A 23,140-nucleotide genomic window follows, 5' to 3' on the forward strand; every position below is an offset into this window, starting at 1 on the left:
CGCACGCATGCGAGAGCGTCGTCCACCATGCGGACGTGATGAAAATCCCCCGCAGCACTCGCACAACCTTGTGTGCTACTTACATGTCTCACACGTGCGGCCATGCTCTTGCCACCTCAACTAGGCCGCACTTCAGGGGCATTCACGACAATCGGGGTATCTCACTTTGATTACCGGCATTAAGGGCACCCGCATCCGCAGAGCTGCTGCCGTCGCCGTCACCTCCGGCGCGCTGCTCGCCACCGGGGCTCTCACCGCGGCGCCCGCGCAGGCCGTCACCGCGCCCTCGATCGTGGCCAAGGGCGGCTACGTGATGAACAACGCGAACGGTTCGTCGCTGTACACCAAGGCCGCCGACACCAAGCGGTCCACCGGTTCCACCACCAAGATCATGACCGCCAAGGTCGTGCTGGCGCAGTCGAACCTCAATCTCGACTCCAAGGTGACGATCCAGAAGGCGTACAGCGACTACATCGTCTCGAAGGGCGCCTCGTCCGCCCATCTGATCGTCGGCGACAAGGTCACCGTCCGCCAGCTGCTGTACGGGCTGATGCTGCCCTCCGGCTGCGACGCGGCGTACGCGCTCGCCGACAAGTTCGGCACCGGCTCGACGCGGGCCGCGCGGGTGACGTCCTTCATCGGCAAGATGAACACCGCCGCCAAGAACCTGGGTCTGAAGAACACGCACTTCGACTCGTTCGACGGCATCGGCAACGGCTCCAACTACTCGACGCCGCGCGACCTGACGAAGATCGCCAGCAGCGCGATGAAGAACTCCACGTTCCGCTCGATCGTCAAGACGAAGGCGTACACGGCGAAGACCATCACCAAGACGGGCAGCACCCGCACGATGGCCACGTGGAAGAACACCAACGGGCTCCTCAGCAGCTACAGCGGCACCATCGGCGTGAAGACCGGCTCCGGCCCCGAGGCCAAGTACTGCCTGGTCTTCGCCGCGACCCGGAACGGCAAGACGGTCATCGGCACCGTCCTCGCCTCCACCTCCATCACCCAGCGCGAGACGGACGCGAAGAAGCTCCTCTCCTACGGCTTCACCAGGCTCGGCTGACACCGAGCGTGACACGGGCCCGTCGCGGAAAGCGGCGGGCCCGTTCTGTTGCGCGGGACGGCTGCCCGGTGGGCCCCTCCCCCTCGAGAACCCCGCCGAACTGCTGCGCCGCTACCGCGACCTGGCCCGGCATCACACCCACTGCACCAAGCACCGCAAGCCCAAGGAGAACCCGCCCGCGCCGCAGGACCACGGAGGCGACGGCGTGCCGGAGCATCCCGAGCCGCCGCGGCTCCAGCAGCGGCACACGGCACTGCGGCGGGAACAGGCCGCCCAGGCGCTGGAGCAGCGCCTGCCACCGGCTCCGCCCGGACCCGGAGCCGGCTGGGCTTCGGTAGGAGACCTGAGAGGGCACCGACCGTGGCACGAAAGCCGGCACCGCTGGAGGGGAGGGCCACGCACCCGGCCTCGAGTGCGCGGCCCCTCGGCTCATGCCCAGGTGATCAGGCGCTTCGGCTGCTCCAGGATCGCCGCCACGTCCGCCAGCACCTTGGAGCCCAGCTCACCGTCGACCAGGCGGTGGTCGAAGCTCAGCGCCAGTGTGGTGACCTGGCGGGGCTTGACCTTGCCCTTGTGGACCCACGGCTGGAGCTTGATCGCGCCGACCGCCAGGATCGCCGACTCGCCGGGGTTGAGGATCGGCGTGCCGGTGTCGACGCCGAAGACGCCGACGTTGGTGATGGTCACCGTGCCGCCCTGCATCGCGGCCGGCGAGGTCTTGCCCTCGCGGGCCGTCGACACCAGTTCGCCCAGCGCCTGCGCCAGCTGCGGCAGCGTCTTGGCGTGGGCGTCCTTGATGTTCGGCACGATCAGACCGCGCGGAGTGGCCGCCGCGATGCCCAGGTTCACGTAGTGCTTGAGCACGATCTCCTGGTTCGCCTCGTCCCAGGACGCGTTGATGTCCGGGTTGCGCTTGATGGCGACCAGCAGGGCCTTGGCGATGAGCAGCAGCGGGTTCACCCGCAGGCCCTGCATCTCCTTGTCCTGCTTCAGCTCCTCGACCAGTTTCATGGTGCGGGTCACGTCCACCGTCACGAACTCCGTGACATGCGGCGCCGTGAACGCCGAACCGACCATCGCCGCCGCCGTGGCCTTGCGCACGCCCTTGACCGGGATGCGGGTCTCCCGCGCGCCGTCGTAGGTCACCGCGGCTGCGGGGGCCGGGCGGGCCGCGGCGGGGGCCTGCACCACCGGCTCGGGAGCGGCCGTGGGCGTGGCCGCCGCGTGGACGTCCTCGCGGGTGATGACGCCGTCCGGGCCGGACGGGATGATCGCGGCGAGGTCGACGCCGAGGTCCTTGGCCAGCTTGCGCACCGGCGGCTTGGCCAGCGGGCGGGACTTCTCCGTGACCGGGGCGGGGCCGTGGCCGTTCAGCTCCGCCTGGATCGCCTGGGCCGGCGCCGGGACGGTGACCTCGGGACCCCTGCGGGGGCGGCGCTTGGTGGCGGAGGTGGACACGCCGTATCCGACGAGGACCGGCTGGCGGCCCTCCTTCTTCGGCTCCTCGACCGGCTGGGCGGGCTTCTCGGGCTCCGCCTGCGGCTGCTCGGTGGGGGCCTCCGCCGCCGCGCCGCCCGCCACGTCCACCGTGATGATGGCCGTGCCCACGTCCACCGTGGTGCCTTCCGGGAAGCGCAGCTCACGGACCACGCCGTCGTACGGGATGGGCAGTTCGACAGCCGCCTTCGCGGTCTCGACCTCGCACACCACCTGGCCGTCGGTGACCGTGTCACCGGGCTGGACGTACCACTTGAGGATCTCGGCCTCGGTGAGTCCCTCACCGACGTCCGGCATCTTGAACTCGCGTACGGACGCTTCCGTCATCGTCGTCACGACCCTCTCCTCAGTACGCCAGCGAGCGGTCGACGGCGTCGAGCACGCGGTCCAGGTCCGGCAGGTACTCCTCCTCCAGCCGCGCCGGCGGGTACGGCGCGTGGTAGCCGCCGACCCGGAGCACCGGGGCCTCCAGGTGGTAGAAGCAGCGCTCGGTGATCCGCGCGGCGATCTCCGCGCCCGAGCCGAAGAACACCGGCGCCTCATGCACCACGACCAGCCGGCCGGTCTTCTCCACCGACGCCTGGATCGCGTCGAAGTCCAGCGGGGACACCGAGCGCAGGTCCAGGACCTCCAGGGACTTGCCCTCCTCGGCCGCTGCGGCGGCGACCTCCTGGCAGAGCTTCACCATCGGGCCGTAGGCGGCCAGGGTGAGGTCGCTGCCCTCGCGGACGACCTGGGCCTTGTGCAGCGGGGCCGGGATGGCCTCGACGTCGACCTCGGCCTTGTCCCAGTACCGCCGCTTCGGCTCGAAGTAGATCACCGGGTCGTCGCTCTGGATGGCCTGCTGCATCATCCAGTACGCGTCCGACGCGTTCGACGGAGAGACGATCTTCAGGCCCGCCACGTGCGCGAACAGCGCCTCGGGGGACTCGGAGTGGTGCTCGACCGCGCCGATGCCACCGCCGTAGGGGATGCGCACCACGACCGGCATCTTCACCTTGCCCAGCGAGCGGGCGTGCATCTTCGCGAGCTGGGTGACGATCTGGTCGTAGGCCGGGAAGACGAAACCGTCGAACTGGATCTCCACCACCGGACGGTAGCCGCGCAGGGCCAGGCCGATCGCGGTGCCGACGATGCCGGACTCCGCCAGCGGGGTGTCGATGACCCGGCTCTCGCCGAAGTCCTTCTGCAGGCCGTCCGTCACGCGGAAGACACCGCCGAGCTTGCCGACGTCCTCGCCCATGACGAGGACCTTGGGGTCGGCGTCCAGGGCACGGCGCAGCGACTCGTTGATGGCCTTGGCCATCGCCATCTTCTCGGCCATGTCAGTGACCCCCTTCAGCGTCCGCGAACGACGCCTGGTAGGCGGCGAACTGGGCTCGCTCCTCGTCGACGAGCGCATGCCCGTCCGCGTACACGTTCTCGAAGATGGCGAAGCGATCCGGGTCGGGCATGGCGCGGACCACTTCGCGCACTCGCTTGCCCAACGCCTCGGACTCGGTCTCGAGTTCCGCGAAGAATCCCTCGTCCGCGTGGTTCGACGCCTCCAGGTACCGGCGAAGGCGCAGGATCGGGTCCTTCGCCTCCCAGGCGGCCCGCTCCTCGTCGCCCCGGTAGCGGGTGGGGTCGTCGGAGGTGGTGTGGGCGCCCATGCGGTAGGTGAACGCCTCGACCAGGGTGGGGCCCTCGCCGTTGCGGGCGCGCTCCAGCGCCCACTTCGTGACCGCCAGACAGGCCAGCACGTCGTTGCCGTCCACCCGTACGCCCGGGAATCCGAAGCCCTGCGCACGCTGGTAGAGCGGCACGCGGCTCTGCTTCTCGGTGGGTTCGGAGATCGCCCACTGGTTGTTCTGGCAGAAGAACACCACCGGCGCGTTGTAGACCGCGGAGAAGGTGAACGATTCGGCCACGTCGCCCTGGCTGGAGGCGCCGTCGCCGAAGTAGGCGATGACGGCCGAGTCCGCGCCGTCCTTGGCGACGCCCATCGCGTAGCCGGTGGCGTGCAGCGTCTGGGAGCCGATGACGATCGTGTACAGGTGGAAGTTGTTGCTGTTCGGGTCCCAGCCGCCGTTGTTGACGCCGCGGAACATGCCGAGCAGGTTCGTCGGGTCGACCCCGCGGCACCAGGCGACGCCGTGCTCGCGGTAGGTCGGGAAGACGTAGTCGTCCTCGCGGGTGGCCCGGCCGGAGCCGATCTGGGCGGCCTCCTGGCCCAGCAGCGAGGCCCACAGGCCCAGCTCGCCCTGGCGCTGCAGGGCGGTGGCCTCGGCGTCGAAGCGGCGGGTGAGCACCATGTCGCGGTACAGGCCGCGCAGCTCCTCCGGGGTGATGCCGGCGACGTAGGCGTCGTACTCGGCGTTCTTGACCCGTTTGCCCTCGGGGGTCAGAAGCTGCACGAGTTCGGTTTCGGTGCTCTTCTTCGCGGTGCTGCGGGTGGTGCGCGTGGTGCGCTTGGTGCCGGTGGCTCCGGTCGCGTCGCCGGTCGTGCCGGTCTTGCTGCCGGTGGTGCCGGCCTTGCCTGCGGCGCTGCGTCGCGGCTTGCGCGCGGCACTGCTGTCCACGGTCACGTGTGCTCCTCCGTCGGTCCGGCCCCCGGGGTTGCCGGTAGGCCAGTGCGGCTCACCTGTTGTCGACCACCGGGCACGGGGTGGGTGCCACTCGGCCGGGAACAGGCGTGACAGGTGCCCCGGCGAGCGCCCTGCAACCATCACGTTACCCAGTGCTCCACATTTCTGTGAAACCTCACCTGACCTGCGATTTTGCTTGGATTTCCAAGTAAATCGAGGAGGCCGGTAAGCGTGCTGGTCACAGCCTTGCTCGACGCCGGAGCATCCGCACGTTATCCCGCTCACCCAGGTCACGGGAAGAGTTTGTGTCCGAGCGGGCTCCGTGCCAGGAAGACGGAAAAGTCAGGGTATTTCCTGGGCCGGTGAATTCTTCATACGTCTGACGAATTAAGGGGCGCGATCGAGCGAGCCCCGCTCGCACACCCGACCGCCCGGGCACCTGACCGTCGATCCGGAGTTCGTCACGGTACAGCCTGTGACCGAAAGCGACCGACGGCGACTGTCTGTGATAAGCCCCAGCTCACGGGGGCTTTTCGTGCCCTAGCATCTGGCGCGTGCCGCGCTCTTGTGTACCACCCCTCGTGCCCCACGCGCCCCCTCTCGGCGCCCTGCTGCGCCTGTACGCCGCCGGTACTGCCCTCACCTGTGAGCCGGTCGACCAGGGTCTGCTCAACCGCGGCTACCGGCTGTGCACCACCCGCGGCCGCTACTTCCTCAAGCACCACTTCGACCCCGACACCGCCGACCCCGCCGCCATCGAGCGCCGGCACCGGGCCACCCAGCGCCTGGCCGACCTCGGCGTGCCGGTCGCCGTGCCGCTCGCGCACCGCGAGGGCCGCACGGTCGCCGTCGTCGGCGGCCACGCCTACGCCCTGCACCCCTGGATCGACGGCAGGCACCGCCACGGCGGCCAGCTCACGCGCGGGCAGAGCGCCCGCCTGGGTGCGCTCCTGGGCGCCGTGCACGCCTGCCTGGAGCGCGTGATGCCGCCCAAGGGGCGCACCCGCCCGGCCACGAGTCCCCATCCCGTGGAGAGCGCCGACCCGGCCGACACCTTCGCCCTCATCGACGACCTGCTCGCCCACGTCCGCCGCCAGCGCCCCGCCGACGCCTTCGACGAGCTGGCCCGGCACCGCCTCCTGGAACGCCGCGCCCTGCTGGAGCAGTACGCGGACCGGCGCCCGCCGCGCGGTGGCCCGGTGGGCTGGGTGCACGGCGACTTCCACCCGTTCAACCTGCTCTACAAGGACGACGCCCCGGCCGCCATCGTCGACTGGGACCGGCTCGGTGTGCAGCCCCGCGCCGAGGAGGCCGTACGCGCCGCCGCGATCTTCTTCGTGCGGCCCGCGGGCGCGCTGGACCTGCCGAAGGTGCGGGCGTACGCGCGCGCGTACCGGCGCGCGGCCCGGGCCACGCCCTCGGAACTGGCGGCGGCCGTGCACCGGGTGTGGTGGGAGCGGCTGAACGACTTCTGGATGCTGCGCTGGCACTACGAACGCGGTGACACGCGCGCGGACTGCCAGTTCCCGGCCGCCTCCGCGCTCGCGGTGTGGTGGACGCGCGAGTACGAGGCGGTGTGCGACGCGTTCGTGCGGTGAGCCGGGGCGACCGGGACGCGACGGGTCAGCAGGTCACAGCGGTGCCGGCCCGGTCGCCGTGGGTGTCCCTCAACCGGCGGTCTCGCCCGTGCCGCCGTCGGCCGTGGTCCCGACGGTGGTGCCCAGCGTGGTGCCCGTGTCCGTACCGCCCTCGGTGGTGCCCTCGTCCGTACCGCCGTCCGTGGTGCCCTCGTCCGTACCGCCGTCCGCGGGGTCCGTGGGCTGCGACTGCGAGGTCTGCGGGTCGGACGGCTCGTCGCTCGGCTCGGAACTGGCCGACTGGGACGGCGTGTACGACGGGGTGTACGACGGGGGCCAGTCGGAGCCGGTGCCGCCCGTGTTCGAGTCGGTGTCCGTGGAGGGGTCCGTGGGCTGGTCCGTATGGTCGTCGGTCGGGCTCGCGGAGGGCGATTCGTCCTTCGTGTTCTTGGAGTGCGTCGTCGTCGGCTTGGTGTCGGTCCCGTTGCCGCTGCCGCCGCCGACGCCGCCCTTGAGCGCCAGCGCGACGCCCGCCGCGATCGCGATGACCGCGAGGACGGCGAGGATCCACAGCTTGCCGCGTCCGCTGCCCTTGTTGCCGTGCCCCTCGAAGCCGCCGTCGTCGCCGCTCCCGTACCCGGTGGGCAGGATCGGCTGCGGGATCTGCGCGGTGCCCGCGCCGAAGTCGCCGGGGTGCTGCATCGCGGTCGTCCCGGCGAAACCGCCCGCCGGGGTGTGCCGGCCGTCGTGCGTCTCCACCGGGCCCGTGTTCCAGGTGCCGGTGTGGCCACCCTGGTCGTACAGCATCTGCAGGCCGTACTGGACCAGGCCGCGCATCTCCTCGGCCGTCTGGAACCGGTCGTCGGGCTCCTTGGCGAGGGAGCGCATGACCAGGCCGTCCAGCTCCGGCGGGCAGCCGTCGGAGACGCCGGAGGGCGGGGTCGGGATGTCCTGGACGTGCTGGTAGACCACCGACAGCGGGGTCTCGCCGGTGAAGGGCGGCCGCAGGGCGAGGAGTTCGTACAGCAGGCAGCCGGTCGCGTACAGGTCGGAGCGGTGGTCGACGGCCTTGCCGAGCGCCTGCTCGGGGGAGAGGTACTGCGGGGTGCCCATGACCATGCCGGTCTGCGTCATCGTCGTGGACGCGCCGTGCAGGGCGCGGGCGATGCCGAAGTCCATCACCTTGACGGCACCGCTGTGGGTGATGATGACGTTGGCTGGCTTGATGTCACGGTGCACGATGCCGTGCTGGTGCGAGTAGGCGAGCGCCTCCAGCACCCCGGAGACGATGATCAGGGCCTGCTCCGGGCCCGGCGCCTCGGCGTTCATCAGCAGGTCGCGGATGGTGCGGCCCTCGACCAGCTCCATCACGATGTACGGCACGGACTGGCCGCCCACGTAGTCCTCGCCGGAGTCGTACACGGCGACGATCGCGTGGTGGTTGAGGCCGGCGACCGACTGGGCCTCGCGGGTGAAGCGGGCCTTGGAGACCGGGTCCTCGGCCAGGTCGGCGCGGAGCAGCTTGACCGCGACCGTACGCCCCAGGCGCACGTCCTCGGCAGCGAACACCTCGGCCATGCCACCCCTGCCGAGCCGGTGCGTGAGCCGGTACCGGCCGTCGCCGACGAGCCCTCCGTTGCCCCACATCTCCGGCGTGTCTGACATGCCGCCGCCAGTCGCCTCGGGGTCGGACGGGCCCTGGGCGCTGTGCGTCTGTGCCATCGGTCCTCGCCGTCGTTTCTGCCCGCGGTGCGCGCGGTGTTGTTACGGTCTCCGTCGGCCACGCTACAGCCTTCGCGGTGGCCTCCGGTCCGGATCCGGAACCGGGACCGCCCCGAGACGGACCGGCCATGAAACCTCTAGCACGCGCTCTCGTGCAAATTCTGTGCACCGGTCGTACGCCGCGAGTAACGCTTGCGCGACGCTTCTTTCGCGTACGGTCACGGAACGGGCACCGAGCTTGACGTGTCAGTGCCCTCGGGCAGACTTGGCCGGGAATGACACATTCGATCAAGGCCTGTTCGCTGGGCGACGGCGCCGGACGGCCAGTGGGGGACGCGGAGAGATGAGCCAGGACGGCGCACACGGCCGGTACGCGGGGCAGGCGCTGGCCGGTGGCCGCTACCAGCTGCGCGACTTGCTCGGCGAGGGCGGCATGGCCTCGGTGCACCTGGCGTACGACGCCGTGCTGGACCGCCAGGTCGCGATCAAGACGCTCCACACCGAGCTCGGCCGCGAGCAGGCCTTCCGCGAGCGCTTCCGCCGCGAGGCCCAGGCCGTGGCCAAGCTCACGCACACCAACATCGTCTCCGTGTTCGACACCGGCGAGGACGATCTGGGCGGTATGGCGACGCCGTACATCGTCATGGAGTACGTCGAGGGCCGCCCGCTGGGCTCGGTCCTGGAGGCGGACATCCGCCGGCACGGCGCGATGCCGGCCGACAAGGCGCTGAAGATCACCGCCGATGTGCTCGCGGCGCTGGAGATCAGCCATGAGATGGGGCTGGTCCACCGCGACATCAAGCCGGGCAACGTGATGATGACCAAGCGCGGTGTCGTGAAGGTCATGGACTTCGGCATCGCCCGCGCCATGCAGTCCGGCGTCACCTCGATGACCCAGACCGGCATGGTCGTCGGCACCCCTCAGTACCTCTCGCCCGAGCAGGCCCTCGGCCGCGGCGTGGACGCCCGCTCGGACCTGTACTCGGTCGGCATCATGCTGTTCCAGCTGGTCACCGGGCGGCTGCCGTTCGACGCCGACTCCCCGCTGGCGATCGCGTACGCGCATGTGCAGGAGGAGCCGGTGGCTCCGTCCTCCATCAACCGCGCGCTGCCGCCCGCGGTGGACGCGCTGGTCACCCGCGCGCTGAAGAAGAACCCGAACGAGCGTTTCCCGACCGCCGAGGCCATGCGCTCCGAGTGCCTGCGCGTCGCCGCCTCCGTCCAGCCGGGCGCGCCGAGCATCGTGCCGGGCGCCGGGCCGGTGCAAAGCGGCTCGGGCGTCGGCTCCGCGGTGTTCCCGCCGGTCGGCCAGACGACCCCGCCGCCCACCGGGCCGGTGCAGACGCCGTACCAGCCGAATCCGTACGGCCCGCAGACGCCCGCGCCCGCCCCGGGCTACGGCTACCCGCAGCAGGGCGGCTACCAGACACCTCCGGTGGGCTACGGCCCGCAGGCCGCCGCGACCCCGCCGTACACGATCTCGCCCCAGTCGGGCGGGCGGCCCTCCGGCAGCGGCGGCAGGAGCACCAAGCCGGTGGTCATCGGCTCGGTCGCGGTGGCGCTCGTCGTGGTCGTCGGTGTGGTCGTCGCGCTGACGCTGCGTGACAACGGCGGCGGCGACCAGCGCGGCAGCGGCGGCGCAAGCGCCTCGCAGTCCGCCACCCACAAGGCGGGCTACCGCGGTCCGGACACCTCCCGGCGGATCGAGAAGGACAAGTGCACGGATCCGCAGGAGTCGTACGACGATCCGGACAAGATCCAGCTGCCCGACTTCCGCTACAAGGACATCAACTCCGTGAAGGAGTGCCTCCAGGCCGCGGGCTGGGACTGGGGCATCAAGGAGCAGAACGAGAACACCTGGGGCGACGGCACCGTCATCGACCAGTTCCCCTCCGAGGGCACGGATGTCGACCCCAAGGACCTCGGCAAGATCGAGCTGAGCGTCTCGACGGGCAATCCTCAGTAACCCGTCCTCCTCCGCACGCGAAAAGGGCCCGGCGGTCGTCCGCCGGGCCCTTTTCGCATGCCGTGGTGCAGTCGGAGGGACCCTGACAACAACGGCCCGCCTGCGAGAACGGCCCGCTCACAGGAACGGGCCGCTCACAGGAACGGGCCGCTCACAGGAACGGGCCGCTCACAGGTACGGGCCGCTCACAGGTACGGGCCGCCCGAGCGGCCGCCGGTGCGGGGGTCGTCGCCGCCCTCGTGGCCGGTCATGCCCGGCGGAAGCGCGCGGCGCATCTGCTCCAGCTGGGCCCGTGCGGCCATCTGCTGGGCGAACAGCGTCGTCTGGATCCCGTGGAAGAGGCCCTCCAGCCAGCCCACCAGCTGTGCCTGCGCGATGCGCAGTTCCGCGTCGCTCGGGGTCACGTCGTCGGTGAACGGCAGGGACAGCCGCTCCAGCTCCTCGACCAGTTCCGGGGCCAGGCCGTCCTCCAGCTCCTTCACCGAGCTGGCGTGGATCTCCTTCAGCCGCGCCCGGCTGGCCTCGTCGAGAGGAGCCGCGCGCACCTCCTCCAGGAGTTGCTTGATCATGCTGCCGATCCGCATGACCTTGGCCGGCTGCTCCACCTGCTCCGTCACCGGGATCTCACGGGAGTCCTCGTCGCCGCCTCCGAGTGCCATCCCGTCCTGACCCACGACGAGGATCTGGGGGTTCTCGGTCGACCGTTCGTTCCTCGGCATCTCCATGCCGCCATTCTCTCGCACGCGTACACCTCATCACCGTCGTGCCCCCTCATGGGGGTGATCCACCGTTTACACCCGTCGGCCCAACCCGAAATGCCCTGTCCCTCATTGAATGTGAGGCTTGTTCCCGTCCGTTATCCATCGGTCACGGCACCTGGGCTCCGGGAGGTCACCGACGTGGCTTCATGGCTGCGACTCACGCTCCGCTGCGTACGGCTGCTGCTCGTACTCACGGCGGCCCTGCCGGTCCACGGCGCCGTCGCCGTGTACGGCACCGCCCTCGCGTACGCCGCCGAGCCCGACGCGGCGTCCCTCTCCACCGGCGGACGCCCGGCCCGGTCGGCCCAGTCGGTCCGGCCGGTCCGGCCGGACCGCGAGCGCCCGGGTCGTTCCTGGCACGAGCACGCGGCCCGTCCGGGCCCGGGGCGGCCTCACCAGGGCTCCCCCGCCGCCGGCGCGTGGGCCGCCCCGACACCGTCCGACTCCACGTCGCCCTCCGCGTCCTCCTCCGCCTCGGACCGCCCCTCCCACCCCGTCACCCAGCCGTCGCGGGCGGGGAGCCGGCCCGGAGAGGGAAGGATGCGGCCGGGACGACCGGACGGCCCCGCGGCCGAGGTGGAAGGCGACGACGACACCGCGCCCACCGAGCCTCCCGACACCGCCGACGAACCGGAGGAACCGGAGACCGCGGACGTCCCGGGCGGGACGCCGGGCGCCTCCCCGCCGCCCGAGGAGGCCGGTCTGCAGCCCACGCGGCCTCCGCAGCGGCCCGCCGCCCAGCAACCCGTCCAGCAGGGCGAAGCCCCCACCGAGCCGGTCCTGCGGATCCTTCCGCTGGGCAGCGGGCTGGTCCTCATCGGCCTGGGTCTGGGACTGGCACTCCTGGGGTTCAGACTGCGCAGGAGCTGACCCGCCCCGCGCCGCGCTACGGCGCGACCAGCAGCACCTTGCCGATGTGGTCGCTCGCCTCCAGCACCCGGTGCGCCTCGGCCGCCTCCGCCATCGGCAGCTCGCGGTCCATGACCGGGCGGACCTGCCCGGCGCCGAGCAGGGGCCACACATGGTCGCGCACGGCCGCCACGATGGCCGTCTTCTCGCCGAGCGGGCGGGCGCGCAGCGAGGTCGCGCTGATCGCGGCCCGCTTGCTCAGCAGTGTGCCGATGTTCAGCTCGCCCTTCACACCCCCCTGCATGCCGATGATCGCGAGGCGTCCGTTGACGGCGAGGGCCTGGACGTTGCGGTCCAGGTACTTGGCGCCCATGTTGTCGAGGATGACATCGGCGCCCGCACCGTCGGTGGCCTGCCGGATCTCGGCGACGAAGTCCTGCTCGCGGTAGTTGATGAGGACGTCCGCGCCCAGCCGGGCGCAGTAGTCCAGCTTCTCCTTGGTCCCCGCGGTCACCGCCACCTTGGCGCCGGCGGCCTTGGCGAGCTGGATCGCCATGGTGCCGATGCCGCTGGAGCCCCCGTGCACCAGGAGTGTCTCGCCGGGGCGCAGGTGCGCGACCATGAACACGTTGGACCACACGGTGCAGACCACCTCGGGCAGCGCAGCCGCCTGCCGGAGGTCGACGCCCTCGGGCACGGGCAGCAACTGTCCGGCCGGTACCGCGACCTTCTCGGCGTAGCCGCCGCCCGAGAGCAGCGCGCACACCTCGTCACCGACGGCCCAGCCGGACACTCCGGGGCCGAGCGCGGCGATCCTGCCGGAGCACTCCAGGCCGGGGTAGGGGGAGGCGCCGGGCGGCGGGTTGTAGGAGCCCTGGCGCTGCAGGACGTCGGCACGGTTGACGGCGCTGGCCACCACCTCGACCAGCACCTCGCCCTCGCCGGGCACCGGATCGGGGACCTCCGCCCACACCAGCGCCTCGGGCCCGCCAGGTTCGGGAATCGTGATCGCATGCATGCCTGCGACGCTACTCCCCACGGGTGCCGTCTCCGGGCAGGCCCCGCCCCCCGGTTGCCGGGACTGCCCCGTCAGTCGCGGGGCAGCGGCCGGGTGTCGGGGGTGACGCGGGCGCCGGGGGAGGCGCGCACGATGGTGATCAGGCGATCCGTCAGCTGGAGGGTGCCGATGGACGGGTCGTCGTAGCCGAGCACCCGGTGTCCGCGGACGACGCTCACGACGAGATCGTCCGTCTCGCGCGGTGTCTTGCCCACCTCGCTGCGCACGACCGGGCGTTCGACGATGTCCAGGCCGCTGCCCTGCTGGATCAGGTCCTCCATGACCATGCCGGCCGCGGGGCTGAGCACCGAGAGGCCGAGCAGCCGGCCGGCCGCGCCGGAACTGGTGATGACGGCGTCGGCGCCGGACTGCTTGAGCAGCGGGGCGTTCTCCTCCTCGCGGACGGCTGCCACGATCTTCGCGCTGCGGTTGAGCTGGCGGGCGGTCAGGGTGACGAGGACGGAGGTGTCATCGCGCTGCGGGGCGACGATGATCTGCCGCGCCTTGTGCACTTCGGCACGCTTGAGCACGTCACTGCGGGTGGCGTCGCCTATCACTCCCGCGTAGCCCTCCGCGGCCGCCGCGTCTATCGCCTTGGAGCTGGGGTCGACGACGACCACCTGTTCCTTCTTCAGACCGGTCGCGCAGACGGTCTGGATGGCCGACCGGCCCTTGGTGCCGAAGCCGATGACGACGGTGTGGTCACGCAAGGTGGACCTCCAGCGGTTCATGCGCCATTCCTCCCGGGTGCGTTCCGTGAGGACCTCCAGCGTGGTGCCGACCAGGATGATCAGGAACAGCACGCGCAGGGGCGTGATGAGGAAGATGTTGGTCAGCCGGGCACCGTCGCTGACCGGGGTGATGTCGCCGTATCCGGTGGTGGAGAGGGTGACGGTCGCGTAGTAGAACGCGTCGAGGAGGTCGACCGAGCCGTCGGAGTTGTCGTTGTATCCGTCGCGGTCGGCGTAGACGATGAACGCGGTGGCGACCAGTACCACCAGGGCCATGACCACCCTTTTGACGACCTGGCGGATCGGACGCTCCACCACTTTCCTCGGGAGTTTCACCCGATGGGTCACCAGATGCTCGCCCGCCTGGCGGGCGATGGCGTCCTGGCCCGGAAGTTTCACGTGAAACACACCCCGATCCCGGCGGCCGCCCACGGCAGGTCCAGCAGCTCCGCCTCCTCACCCTGCCGGGCTCCACCCGGCGGTACGACGGCCAGGGCGTCGGCGGCGGCGATGCCCCGCAGCATGGCCGGGCCGTTGTAGTGCAGCGGTACGGCACGGTCGCCGCGCAGCACCACGGGGATGAGCCGGGTGTCGTACGGATGCCCGTGCACCGCGTCCCTGAGCGGCAGCGTGTACGGCTCCGGGGCGGGGCGGGCGGCGAGGGTCCGCAGCAGCGGCTCGGCAAGCGTGAGCAGGCCGGAGACGGCCGCGAGGGGGTTCCCGGGCAGGCCGACGAGGTGCTGGTTGTCCTTGGTCCGGGCGAGCAGCATGGGGTGGCCGGGACGCACCTTGACGCCGTCGACGAGGAGTTCGGCGCCGATGCGTTCCAGGATGGGGTGAACATGGTCGACGGGTCCGGCGGCGGTGCCGCCCGTGGTGACGATCAGGTCGGCACCGGACCCGGTGACCGCCTTGCGCAGGGCCCGTGCGTCGTCGCCGATCCGGCGTACCGCGACGACGTCGGCGCCGAGCGCGCGCAGCCAGGGCGGCAGCATGGGGCCGAGCGCGTCCCGGATCAGGCCGTCGTGCGGAAGGCCCTCGGTCAGCAACTCGTCACCGAGGACGAGCACTTCGACACGCGGCCGGGGTACGGCGGTGACGGTGTCGTATCCGGCCGCCGCGGCGAGGCCCAGCACGGCGGGGGTGACCAGGGTGCCGACGGGCAGCAGCTGGTCGCCGTTGCGGCACTCCTGCCCGCGCGGGCGGATGTCCTGGCCGTGCACGATGTCGCGCGTGGCGTGCAGCCGGCCTTGGGCGTCCGTGCGGCCGTGCTCGGTGCGCAGGACGGCGGTGGTGTCGGCGGGGATGCGGGCGCCGGTCGCGATGCGGATGGCTTCGCCGTCGGTGAGCGGCTCTGGCTGCGCGTGTCCGGCGAGCACGCGCTCCTCGCGCACCTCCCAGGGGCCTGGTCCGGCGACCGCCCAGCCGTCCATCGCGGAGGTGTCGAAGGAGGGCAGGTCGGTGAGCGCGTCCACAGGGGCGGCCAGGACCAGCCCGAGGGCGTCGCCGAGCGGCAGGGAGACGGGGGCCCGGCGGACGCCGGACCGTGCGACGCGGGCGGCGATCTCGCGGGCCTGCGACCAGGGGGTGGCCTCGTGCCGCTCGGGCCTGCCGGCTCCGTCCGCCGGTGGCCGGCGCCGGGGGGTGGTGTTGTCGTCCTTGGGTTCCCTCACCAGGGCCAGGGCCTCCTCGACGTCGAGGTCGTCGCTGTCCACGGCGGGGGCCCCGGGCCGGGTTCCGGGGGCGGTCATCCGGCGTCCGGGGCGCTCGGCCCCCCGCTCTTGTCCGCCGCGCCCCCGCTGTTCTCTTCCTCCCAGCGCAGGGCCAGTGCGGCGGCCTTGCGGGCGGCCTCGGCGACGGCCTCGGGACCTCCCTTGCCCAGGGCCGCGGCGTAGCCGACGAGGAAGGTGGTCAGAGGGGCGGCGGGCCGGGCGACGCCGTGCGCGGCGTCCCGGGCCAGGTCGAGCAGGACGCCGGTGTCGACGTCCAGCTCGATGCCCAATTCGTCCTTGACTGCGGAGATCCATTCATCCAACACGTACCCATGCTCCCTGATGCGTGCCCTGGCGTCGGCGATGTCGTCCCAGGTGTCGCAGTCGAAGGATGCGAGCGGGTCCGGGACGCGGGTGAGTCGGAGGGCGCCGGTCAGCCGGCGCAGGGGCAGTCCGGTCAGGCCGTCGTGCGCGGCGGCGAGGGCGGTCAGCTCGCCGCGCAGCGCCGCGCTGCGGTAGGCGGCCACGAGCGGCTGGTCCCGGCCCTCGGCGTCGGTGAGCAGCGCGCCGTCGGCTCCACAGTCCAGCAGGGCGCCCAACAGACGCTCGAGGGTGGCCGGTTCGAGAAAGGGCAGGTCGGCGGAGAGGACGACGGCGTACTCGGCCGTGGTGTGCCGCAGCCCTGCCTCCAGCGCGGCCACCGGGCCGGCGCCGGGCGGCTCCTCACGCGCCCAGCGCACCGGCCGCGCGGTGGGCCGGGCGGCGGCCACGACGACGGTCGTACGGGCGCCCGCGCAGGCCGCGAGCACCCGGTCGAGCAGCGCGCGGCCCCCGACCCGCACGCCGGGCTTGTCGGCCCCGCCGAGCCGCCGGGCGGCACCACCGGCCAGCACGACGGCGTCGTACGGCACGGCGGTCCCGGGTGCGGCGGGGGCGTTGTCGGTCACCCCCCGAGTATGTCCTGTCGGCCATGCCCTGTCGGCCCCTCCCCGCGGACCTGTGGGTCACCCGGTGCGCAGGAGCATCGGCCTGTGCGATCACGGCGTGCGCGGGACCAGGGGCGGCGCTTGCGGTCGCGACGTGCGCGGGACCAGCGGCGGCCGTGCCGGCAACCCAGCGCACGCGATGCCGGCGGCGGTCGTTATGGCCCAGCGCGCGCAGGACCGCGGCCTTTGCGGTCACCGCGGGCGCAGGGGCACGTCTTTGCGGTCACAGCGTCCGCAAGAGCACCGCCTTCACGGTCACAGCGTCCGTAGCAGCACCGCCGGCTGTTCCACGCAGTCCGCCACGTACCTGAGGAATCCGCCCGCCGTGCCGCCGTCGCACACCCGGTGGTCGAAGGTGAGCGAGAGCTGGACGACCTGGCGCACCGCCAGCTCGCCCTCGTGCACCCACGGCTTGGGGACGATGCGGCCGACGCCCAGCATGGCCGCCTCGGGATGGTTGATGATCGGCGTGGAGCCGTCGACGCCGAAGACGCCGTAGTTGTTCAACGTGAAGGTGCCGCCGGTGAGTTCCCAGGGCGTGAGCGTCCCGGTGCGGGCGGCCTCGGTGAGCCGGGCGAACTCGGCCGTCAGCGACTCCGCGTCGCGCGCGTGGGCGTCCCGGACGACCGGCACGACCAGCCCGCGCTCGGTCTGCGCGGCGAATCCGAGATGCACGTGCTCGAGCCGGACGATCTCCCGGGCCTCGGTGTCGACGTAGGAGTTCAGCTCGGGGAACCGGGCGAGCGCGGCGGTGCAGATGCGGGCGAGCAGCGCGAGGAGGGAGATCTTGGATCCTCCGGACGCGTTCATCGCGGCCCGCGCGCGCATGAGTTCGGTGGCGTCGGCGTCGACCCAGCACGTCGCGTCCGGGATCTCCCGACGGCTGCGGGAGAGCTTGTCGGCGACGGCACCGCGGACGCCCTTGAGGGGGATCCGGACGCCGTCCCGGACGGGGGAGACACCGTTGGCCGGTCCCTGGGCCGCGACGGCGGGGGCGGGTGCCGCCTTGCCCCGCAGCGCCTCCTCGACATCGGCCCGCAGGATCAGCCCGTCGGGTCCCGAACCGGACAGCCGGCGCAGGTCGAGCCCGTTGTCCCTGGCGAGCCGGCGCACCAGCGGCGAGATCACGGGGACCGGCCCGTCGGCGGGCACGGGCTCGGGGACGGGCGGTGCCGGGACGGGTCGTGCCGGGACGGGTCGTGCCGGAACGGGCTGCTTCACCTGCCCGTTCGAGGCAGCCGCCGTCCGCACCCTGCGGCGCCGTGTCGGCGCTTCGGAGGTGCCGTATCCGACCAGGACGTTGCCCGATCCCTCGGGCTCCGCCGCCGGTTCGCCCACGGCCACCGTCAACAGTGGTGCCCCGACGGGAAGTTCCGTGCCCTCCTCGCCGAAGCGGGCGGTGACCACACCGCCGTAGGGGCAGGGAACCTCGACCATCGCCTTGGCCGTCTCGACCTCGACGACCGGCTGGTCGACGGCGACGACATCACCGACCTGTACCAGCCAGCGGACGATCTCGGCCTCGGTGAGACCTTCGCCGAGGTCGGGAAGCTTGAACTCCAGCACCTGTGCCATCAGCCCTCGGCCTCCCACTGCAGCCGCGCCACGGCGTCCAGGATGCGGTCGACGCCGGGCAGGTGGTGCCGCTCCAGCATGGGCGGCGGGTAGGGGATGTCGAAGCCGGCCACGCGCAGCACCGGCGCCTCCAGGTGGTGGAAGCAGCGCTCGGTGATGCGGGCCGCGATCTCGCCGCCCGGCCCGCCGAACCCGGTGGCCTCGTGGACGACGACCGCGCGTCCGGTGCGCCGCACGGCCGCGCAGACCGTCTCGTCGTCGAACGGCACCAGGGAACGCAGGTCGACGACCTCCAGGTCCCAGCCCTCCGCCTGCGCGGCCTCGGCGGCCTCCAGGCAGACCGGTACGGACGGGCCGTAGGTGATGAGCGTGGCGCTGCGGCCGGGGCGCCGGACCACCGCCCGCCCGATGGGTTCGACGTCCGCCGGGTGGTCGGGGTTCCAGGAGTCCTTCGACCAGTACAGCCGCTTGGGCTCCAGGAAGACGACCGGGTCGTCGGAGGCGATGGCCTGGCGCAGCAGCCCGTAGGCGTCGGCGACCGTCGCCGGTGTGACGACGTGCAGGCCCGGGGTGGCCATGTAGTAGGCCTCGGAGGAGTCGCTGTGGTGCTCGACGCCGCCGATGCCGCCGCCGTAGGGGACGCGGACGGTGATGGGCAGGGGCATCTTCCCGCGCGTGCGGTTGCGCATCCGGGAGACATGGCTGAGCAGCTGCTCGAACGCCGGGTAGGCGAAGGCGTCGAACTGCATCTCCACCACCGGGCGCAGCCCGTACATGGCCATGCCGACGGCGGTGCCGAGGATGCCGGCCTCGGCGAGCGGGGTGTCGGTGCAGCGGTCCTCGCCGAACTCCTTGGCCAGTCCGTCGGTGACGCGGAAGACACCGCCGAGGGTGCCGACGTCCTCGCCCATGACGTGCACGGTGGGATCGGCGGCCATCGCGTCGCGCATCGCGCGCGTGAGGGCCTGCGCCATGGTGGCGGGCTTGACGGCGACGGTGGTCATCGGGCGCCGCCTTCCCGCTCGCCGTGCTGCTCCTGCTCGGCTTCCAGCTCGGCCCGCAGCAGGGCACGCTGTTCGCGCAGTTGGGCGGTGGTCTCGGCGTAGACGTGGTCGAAGAGGTCCATCGGGTCGTGCTCGGGGTCGCGGTTCATGCGCTCGCGCAGGTCGGCGGCCATCGCCTCGGCGTCCTGCCGGGCGGCCTCGACACCGGCCTCGTCGAGCAGTCCGCGTGTGGTCAGCTCCTGCTCCAGCAGCCGGATCGGGTCGTGCGCGCGCCAGGCCTCGACCTCGGCGTCGCCTCGGTAGCGGGTGGCGTCGTCGGCGTTGGTGTGGGCCTCGATGCGATACGTCACCGCCTCCACCAGCGTGGGGCCGCCGCCCGCGCGCGCATGCCGTACGGCGTCGCTGAGGACCTCGTGCACGGCCGCCGCGTCGTTGCCGTCGACCAGCCGGCCCGGCATGCCGTACCCGACGGCCTTGTGGGCCAGGGAGGGCGCGGCGGTCTGCTTGGCGAGCGGGACGGAGATGGCGAAGCCGTTGTTCTGCACCAGAAAGACGACCGGTGCCTGCCAGACGGCGGCGAAGTTCAGCGCCTCGTGGAAGTCGCCCTCGCTGGTCCCGCCGTCGCCGACCATGGCGAGCGCCACCACGTCGTCGCCTTTGAGGCGGGCGGCGTGGGCGAGGCCGACGGCGTGCGGGAGCTGCGTGGCCAGCGGGGTGCTGAGGGGTGCCACCCGGTGGACGTAGGGGTCGTAGCCGCTGTGCCAGTCGCCGCGCAGCAGGGTGAGGGTCTCCACCGGGTCGACGCCCCGGGCGACGACGGCGAGGGTGTCGCGGTAGCTGGGGAAGAGCCAGTCGCGCTCTTCGAGGGCCAGGGCGGCGGCGACCTCGCAGGCCTCCTGACCGGTGCTGGAGGGGTAGACGGCGAGGCGGCCCTGCTTGGTCAGCGCGGTGGCCTGCGTGTTGTAGCGGCGGCCGCGCACCAGCTGTGTGTACAGCCGGCGCAGCAGATCCGGGTCGGCCTTGGCGGCCGCCTCCGTGCCGAGGACGCGGTAGGGCTCGGCGTCGGGCAGCAGCGGCGCGGCGTCCATACGGGGCTGCCAGGCGGGCGGCGGCGATGGCCGGTACGCGCCCCGCTGCTCCAGAACCGTCATGACGGCACCTCCTCGTGGGAGCGACTACGGGAGGCGTGTCGGCTGTGACCCGCCTCACCTACCGATTGTTCGGTCGTCGGCACATTTTGGCTACAGGGCCCGCCAGGCTGTGGACAAACGGTTCTCCACAGCCTGGAATGAATGCAGGGCGTCCACGGCGACTGAGCGGGGGGACATGGGACCTGAACAAATGGCCGACCGGCCGCAGAACGGCATCGCTGCGCCACCGCGCCCGCTGGACGCCATCGACCAGGACATCCTGAAGATCCTCCAGGCGGACGGCCGCGCCTCGATACGGTCCGTGGCCGAACGCGTCCACGTCTCGCGCGCCAACGCCTACGCGCGCATCAACCGTCTCGTCGAGGACGGCGTGATCCGGGGGTTCAGCGCGCGCGTGGACCACGAGCGCGCGGGGCACGGCACGTCGGCGTACATCACGCTGAAGATCGTCCAGAACAGCTGGCGCACGGTGCGCGAGCAGCTCAGACAGCTCCCCGGCGCCTCCCACATCGCCCTGATGGGCGGTGACTTCGACGTGCTGCTGCTGGTGCACACGCCCGACAACAGGGCACTGCGCGAACTGGTGCTGACGCGGCTCCAGGCGATCCCCGAGGTGCTCAGCACCCGCACGCTGCTGGTGTTCGAGGAGGAGGACCTGGAGCCGGACGGCTGAGGCCGGGGCCGGTGGGCCGCGCCAGGGGCGAGGCGGTCGTGGTCAGGCTCGACGCGTACGGCCGGCGTCAGGCCCGGCGCAGGCCGGCGAAGACCAGCCGGGCCACCGCGTCGGCCACCTCCCGGTCGCTGGCGCCACGCGCCTCCGGCCGGTACCACTCCACGATGGAGTTGATCATCCCGAAGACCAGCCGGGTGGCCAGCCGCACCTCCACGTCGCCGCGTACGTCCCCGTCGGCGGCGGCCGCCTTCAGCAGCTCGGCGACCCGGTGGTCGAAGTCGCGGCGCCGCTCCAGCGCCCACCGCTCGGTCGCGGTGTTGCCGCGCACCCGCAGCAGCAGCGTCACGTACGGCAGCTCGGTTATGAGCACCTCGACCATGCGCCGCACGACGTGCTCCAGGCGGTCGACGGCCCGCCCCACGCGCGCGTGCTCCTCGTCCAGGATGGCGAACAGGCCGTCCAGGGCGCGGCTGACCGCGCGGCGCAGCAGCTCTTCCTTGCCGCTGACGTGGTGGTAGATCGACGACTTGGAGATGCCGGCCGCCTTGGACAGGTGCTCCATGGAGGTGCCGTCGTAGCCGCGTTCGTTGAAGACCTGCACGGCGACGGAGAGCAGTGTCTCCGGCGTGTACGTGTCGCGCTTGGCGGTGGTCATGAGGTGCCCTCCCGCTTGTCGATGGCGTAGGCGTGGCGATAGAGCGCGAGGGAGGGCGCGTAGCGGCCGGAGGGGTCGCGCTCGTGCATCTCGTCCAGGACGTCGAAGGCGAAGCCGCGGCCGAGCCTGCGGTCCCACTCGAAGGGGCCGAGCGGATAGTTGACACCGAGGCGCATCGCGGTGTCGATGTCCTCCTCGGTGGCCACGCCCTTGGCGACGGCGTCATGGGCGAGGTCGATGATCCGGGCGACCGTGCGGGCGACGATCATGCCCGGGACGTCGCCGATGACGCTGACGTCCTTGCCGAGCGCCTGGAACAGGCCGGTCGCCTCCGCCAGGGTCCGCGGGGAGGTGTCGTGGCAGGCCGACAGGGCGATGCGGGTGGCCTTGCGGTAGTCGAGGGCGAGGTCGAAGTAGACGACGTCGCGGAACTCCACGGAGGTCTGGCCGTCGGCGAGGACCAGCTGGCCGCCGCTGGGGAGGACCAGGCGGGTGCCGTTGTCCTCGCCCTCCTCGCGCACCTCGATGCCCGCCTCGCGGATCAGCGTGAGCAGCTCGGCGGCCGGTCCCAGGCCGCCCTCGGCGACGACGTGGGCGGGCGGCTGCTCCTTGTCGGCGGTGTGCGGCTCGGGCCGCTCGGCACCGTCGGCGTAGTCGTACCAGCCGTGCCCGGTCTTGCGGCCGAGCCGGCCGGACTCCACCAGGCGGCGCTGGGCGAGGGACGGCGTGAAACGCACGTCCTGGAAGAAGGACTGCCACACCGAATGGGTGACCGACTCGTTGACGTCCTGCCCGATCAGGTCGGTCAGCTCGAAGGCGCCCATCTTGAAGCCGCCGGACTCGCGCAGGACCGCGTCGATGGTGGCCGGGTCGGCGGCCTGCGCCTCGTGGACGGCGAACGCCTCGGCGTAGAAGGGCCGCGCGATGCGGTTGACGATGAAGCCGGGGGTGTCCGCGCAGGCCACCGGCGTCTTGCCCCAGGCGCGGGCGGTCTCGTACGCGCGCGTGGCCGACGTGACGTCGGTGGCGAACCCGGAGACGACCTCGACCAGCGGCAGCAGCGGGGCCGGGTTGAAGAAGTGCAGGCCCACGAAGCGGCCGGGGTGGCGCAGGGGGCCGGCGATGGCCGTCACCGACAGCGAGGAGGTGTTCGTGGCGAGCAGGCAGTCCTCGGCGACGATCTTCTCCAGCTCGTCGAAGAGCTGCTGTTTGACGTCCAGCCGTTCCAGGACGGCCTCCACGACCAGCGCACAGTCGGCCAGCTCCGCGAGGCTGTCCGCGGGCTTCAGACGGGCGCGGGCCGCGTCCCGGTCGGGACCGCTGAGCCGGCCCTTGTCCACGAGCCGGTCGAGGCGCGCGCCGATCGCTCCGGCCGCGTCGCGGGCACGCCCGGCGACGGCGTCGTAGAGCCGCACGGGGTGGCCGGCGACCAGCGCGACCTGGGCGATGCCCTGTCCCATGGTGCCGGTGCCGACGACGGCCACGGGGCTGCTGAGGTCGATTGCTGTCATGCGCGCGATCCTCCCGCACGGGGTTTTCCACAGATGCGGCGGTCCCCCTTGTCCCGACCGATCGTTCGGTTACTCTA

19 protein-coding genes are annotated in these 23,140 nt (G+C 72.0%); 5 read left to right on the top strand and 14 right to left on the bottom strand.

Annotation, left to right across the window (positions count from 1 at the left end):
• Positions 1 to 166: 166 nt before the first annotated feature.
• Complete coding sequence (locus ACGFRF_RS14910; protein ID WP_393739809.1) at positions 167 to 1,069, top strand: D-alanyl-D-alanine carboxypeptidase family protein; 903 nt, start codon at positions 167 to 169, stop codon at positions 1,067 to 1,069.
• 429 nt (positions 1,070 to 1,498) lie between these two features.
• Here ACGFRF_RS14910 and ACGFRF_RS14915 read toward each other — a convergent pair whose 3' ends face one another.
• The 3 genes from ACGFRF_RS14915 to pdhA (ACGFRF_RS14925) are packed head-to-tail and all read right to left on the bottom strand — an operon-like array spanning position 1,499 to position 5,133.
• Complete coding sequence (locus tag ACGFRF_RS14915) at positions 1,499 to 2,902, bottom strand: dihydrolipoamide acetyltransferase family protein (protein ID WP_393739811.1); 1,404 nt, start codon at positions 2,900 to 2,902, stop codon at positions 1,499 to 1,501.
• Positions 2,903 to 2,912: 10 nt separating this feature from the next.
• Positions 2,913 to 3,890: an alpha-ketoacid dehydrogenase subunit beta gene (locus ACGFRF_RS14920; RefSeq protein ID WP_393739813.1), complete on the bottom strand. Its 978-nt coding sequence runs from the start codon at positions 3,888 to 3,890 to the stop codon at positions 2,913 to 2,915.
• A gap of 1 nt (position 3,891) precedes the next feature.
• Complete coding sequence (gene pdhA / locus ACGFRF_RS14925; RefSeq protein ID WP_393739815.1) at positions 3,892 to 5,133, bottom strand: pyruvate dehydrogenase (acetyl-transferring) E1 component subunit alpha; 1,242 nt, start codon at positions 5,131 to 5,133, stop codon at positions 3,892 to 3,894.
• A gap of 581 nt (positions 5,134 to 5,714) precedes the next feature.
• On the opposite strand from pdhA (ACGFRF_RS14925), the gene ACGFRF_RS14930 reads away from it, so the two are divergent.
• A complete protein-coding gene (locus tag ACGFRF_RS14930) occupies positions 5,715 to 6,731 on the top strand; it encodes a phosphotransferase (protein ID WP_393739817.1) in 1,017 nt (338 codons plus the stop codon).
• A gap of 69 nt (positions 6,732 to 6,800) precedes the next feature.
• Here the strand turns inward: ACGFRF_RS14930 and ACGFRF_RS14935 are convergent, their stop codons facing one another.
• On the bottom strand, positions 6,801 to 8,432 hold the full coding sequence (locus tag ACGFRF_RS14935; RefSeq protein WP_393739819.1) for a protein kinase: 1,632 nt from the start codon (positions 8,430 to 8,432) through the stop codon (positions 6,801 to 6,803).
• A gap of 343 nt (positions 8,433 to 8,775) precedes the next feature.
• On the opposite strand from ACGFRF_RS14935, the gene ACGFRF_RS14940 reads away from it, so the two are divergent.
• Positions 8,776 to 10,398, top strand: a complete 1,623-nt coding sequence (locus tag ACGFRF_RS14940; protein ID WP_393739821.1) for a protein kinase — start codon at positions 8,776 to 8,778, stop codon at positions 10,396 to 10,398.
• Positions 10,399 to 10,583: 185 nt separating this feature from the next.
• On the opposite strand, the gene ACGFRF_RS14945 is transcribed toward ACGFRF_RS14940, so the two are convergent.
• Positions 10,584 to 11,123 carry a bacterial proteasome activator family protein gene (locus ACGFRF_RS14945; protein WP_393739823.1) on the bottom strand — a complete coding sequence of 180 codons (540 nt, stop codon included), beginning with the start codon at positions 11,121 to 11,123 and terminating at the stop codon, positions 10,584 to 10,586.
• Positions 11,124 to 11,297: 174 nt separating this feature from the next.
• Here ACGFRF_RS14945 and ACGFRF_RS14950 point away from each other — a divergent pair, with 174 nt between their 5' ends.
• Positions 11,298 to 12,029, top strand: a complete 732-nt coding sequence (locus ACGFRF_RS14950; protein WP_393739825.1) for a hypothetical protein — start codon at positions 11,298 to 11,300, stop codon at positions 12,027 to 12,029.
• A 16-nt stretch (positions 12,030 to 12,045) separates the two neighbouring features.
• Here the strand turns inward: ACGFRF_RS14950 and ACGFRF_RS14955 are convergent, their stop codons facing one another.
• From ACGFRF_RS14955 to pdhA (ACGFRF_RS14985), 7 genes are all read right to left on the bottom strand, one after another.
• Positions 12,046 to 13,026 (bottom strand): NAD(P)H-quinone oxidoreductase, encoded by a 981-nt coding sequence (locus ACGFRF_RS14955; protein ID WP_393739827.1) that lies wholly within the window; start codon positions 13,024 to 13,026, stop codon positions 12,046 to 12,048.
• A 71-nt stretch (positions 13,027 to 13,097) separates the two neighbouring features.
• On the bottom strand, positions 13,098 to 14,195 hold the full coding sequence (locus ACGFRF_RS14960; protein WP_393739829.1) for a potassium channel family protein: 1,098 nt from the start codon (positions 14,193 to 14,195) through the stop codon (positions 13,098 to 13,100).
• The gene (locus ACGFRF_RS14965; RefSeq protein ID WP_393739831.1) at positions 14,192 to 15,547 is read right to left on the bottom strand and encodes a molybdopterin molybdotransferase MoeA; all 1,356 of its coding nucleotides are present in this window, start codon (positions 15,545 to 15,547) and stop codon (positions 14,192 to 14,194) included. The genes ACGFRF_RS14960 and ACGFRF_RS14965 overlap by 4 nt, the downstream gene beginning before the upstream one ends.
• On the bottom strand, positions 15,544 to 16,455 hold the full coding sequence (locus tag ACGFRF_RS14970; protein WP_393739833.1) for an NTP transferase domain-containing protein: 912 nt from the start codon (positions 16,453 to 16,455) through the stop codon (positions 15,544 to 15,546). The genes ACGFRF_RS14965 and ACGFRF_RS14970 overlap by 4 nt, the downstream gene beginning before the upstream one ends.
• Positions 16,456 to 16,749: 294 nt before the next feature.
• Complete coding sequence (locus ACGFRF_RS14975) at positions 16,750 to 18,069, bottom strand: dihydrolipoamide acetyltransferase family protein (protein WP_393739835.1); 1,320 nt, start codon at positions 18,067 to 18,069, stop codon at positions 16,750 to 16,752.
• Positions 18,069 to 19,073, bottom strand: a complete 1,005-nt coding sequence (locus ACGFRF_RS14980) for an alpha-ketoacid dehydrogenase subunit beta (RefSeq protein ID WP_393739836.1) — start codon at positions 19,071 to 19,073, stop codon at positions 18,069 to 18,071. Before ACGFRF_RS14980 ends, ACGFRF_RS14975 begins: the two co-directional genes overlap by 1 nt.
• A complete protein-coding gene (pdhA, locus tag ACGFRF_RS14985) occupies positions 19,070 to 20,224 on the bottom strand; it encodes a pyruvate dehydrogenase (acetyl-transferring) E1 component subunit alpha (protein ID WP_393739838.1) in 1,155 nt (384 codons plus the stop codon). The genes ACGFRF_RS14980 and pdhA (ACGFRF_RS14985) overlap by 4 nt, the downstream gene beginning before the upstream one ends.
• A gap of 175 nt (positions 20,225 to 20,399) precedes the next feature.
• On the opposite strand from pdhA (ACGFRF_RS14985), the gene ACGFRF_RS14990 reads away from it, so the two are divergent.
• The gene (locus tag ACGFRF_RS14990) at positions 20,400 to 20,897 is read left to right on the top strand and encodes an Lrp/AsnC family transcriptional regulator (RefSeq protein WP_393739840.1); all 498 of its coding nucleotides are present in this window, start codon (positions 20,400 to 20,402) and stop codon (positions 20,895 to 20,897) included.
• Positions 20,898 to 20,964: 67 nt separating this feature from the next.
• Here the strand turns inward: ACGFRF_RS14990 and ACGFRF_RS14995 are convergent, their stop codons facing one another.
• Positions 20,965 to 21,552, bottom strand: coding sequence for a TetR/AcrR family transcriptional regulator (locus ACGFRF_RS14995; RefSeq protein WP_393739842.1), 588 nt, complete (start codon positions 21,550 to 21,552; stop codon positions 20,965 to 20,967).
• Positions 21,549 to 23,063, bottom strand: a complete 1,515-nt coding sequence (locus ACGFRF_RS15000; RefSeq protein WP_393739844.1) for a 3-hydroxyacyl-CoA dehydrogenase — start codon at positions 23,061 to 23,063, stop codon at positions 21,549 to 21,551. The genes ACGFRF_RS14995 and ACGFRF_RS15000 overlap by 4 nt, the downstream gene beginning before the upstream one ends.
• Between the last annotated feature and the right edge of the window lie 77 nt (positions 23,064 to 23,140).

The sequence above is a fragment of the Streptomyces sp. NPDC048521 genome (genome assembly GCF_043199855.1).
Classification (GTDB): domain Bacteria; phylum Actinomycetota; class Actinomycetes; order Streptomycetales; family Streptomycetaceae; genus Streptomyces.

What these genes read in the sequence shown, in the direction of transcription:
- ACGFRF_RS14920 (WP_393739813.1), bottom strand. Translation starts at nt 3,890, where the DNA reads ATGGCCGAGAAGATGGCGATGGCCAAGGCCATCAACGAGTCGCTGCGC.
- ACGFRF_RS14935 (WP_393739819.1), bottom strand. Translation starts at nt 8,432, where the DNA reads ATGGCACAGACGCACAGCGCCCAGGGCCCGTCCGACCCCGAGGCGACT.
- ACGFRF_RS14940 (WP_393739821.1), top strand. Translation starts at nt 8,776, where the DNA reads ATGAGCCAGGACGGCGCACACGGCCGGTACGCGGGGCAGGCGCTGGCC.
- ACGFRF_RS14945 (WP_393739823.1), bottom strand. Translation starts at nt 11,123, where the DNA reads ATGGAGATGCCGAGGAACGAACGGTCGACCGAGAACCCCCAGATCCTC.
- ACGFRF_RS14955 (WP_393739827.1), bottom strand. Translation starts at nt 13,026, where the DNA reads ATGCATGCGATCACGATTCCCGAACCTGGCGGGCCCGAGGCGCTGGTG.
- ACGFRF_RS14965 (WP_393739831.1), bottom strand. Translation starts at nt 15,547, where the DNA reads ATGACCGCCCCCGGAACCCGGCCCGGGGCCCCCGCCGTGGACAGCGAC.
- ACGFRF_RS14975 (WP_393739835.1), bottom strand. Translation starts at nt 18,069, where the DNA reads ATGGCACAGGTGCTGGAGTTCAAGCTTCCCGACCTCGGCGAAGGTCTC.
- ACGFRF_RS14980 (WP_393739836.1), bottom strand. Translation starts at nt 19,073, where the DNA reads ATGACCACCGTCGCCGTCAAGCCCGCCACCATGGCGCAGGCCCTCACG.
- pdhA (WP_393739838.1), bottom strand. Translation starts at nt 20,224, where the DNA reads ATGACGGTTCTGGAGCAGCGGGGCGCGTACCGGCCATCGCCGCCGCCC.
- ACGFRF_RS14990 (WP_393739840.1), top strand. Translation starts at nt 20,400, where the DNA reads ATGGGACCTGAACAAATGGCCGACCGGCCGCAGAACGGCATCGCTGCG.
- ACGFRF_RS14995 (WP_393739842.1), bottom strand. Translation starts at nt 21,552, where the DNA reads ATGACCACCGCCAAGCGCGACACGTACACGCCGGAGACACTGCTCTCC.
- ACGFRF_RS15000 (WP_393739844.1), bottom strand. Translation starts at nt 23,063, where the DNA reads ATGACAGCAATCGACCTCAGCAGCCCCGTGGCCGTCGTCGGCACCGGC.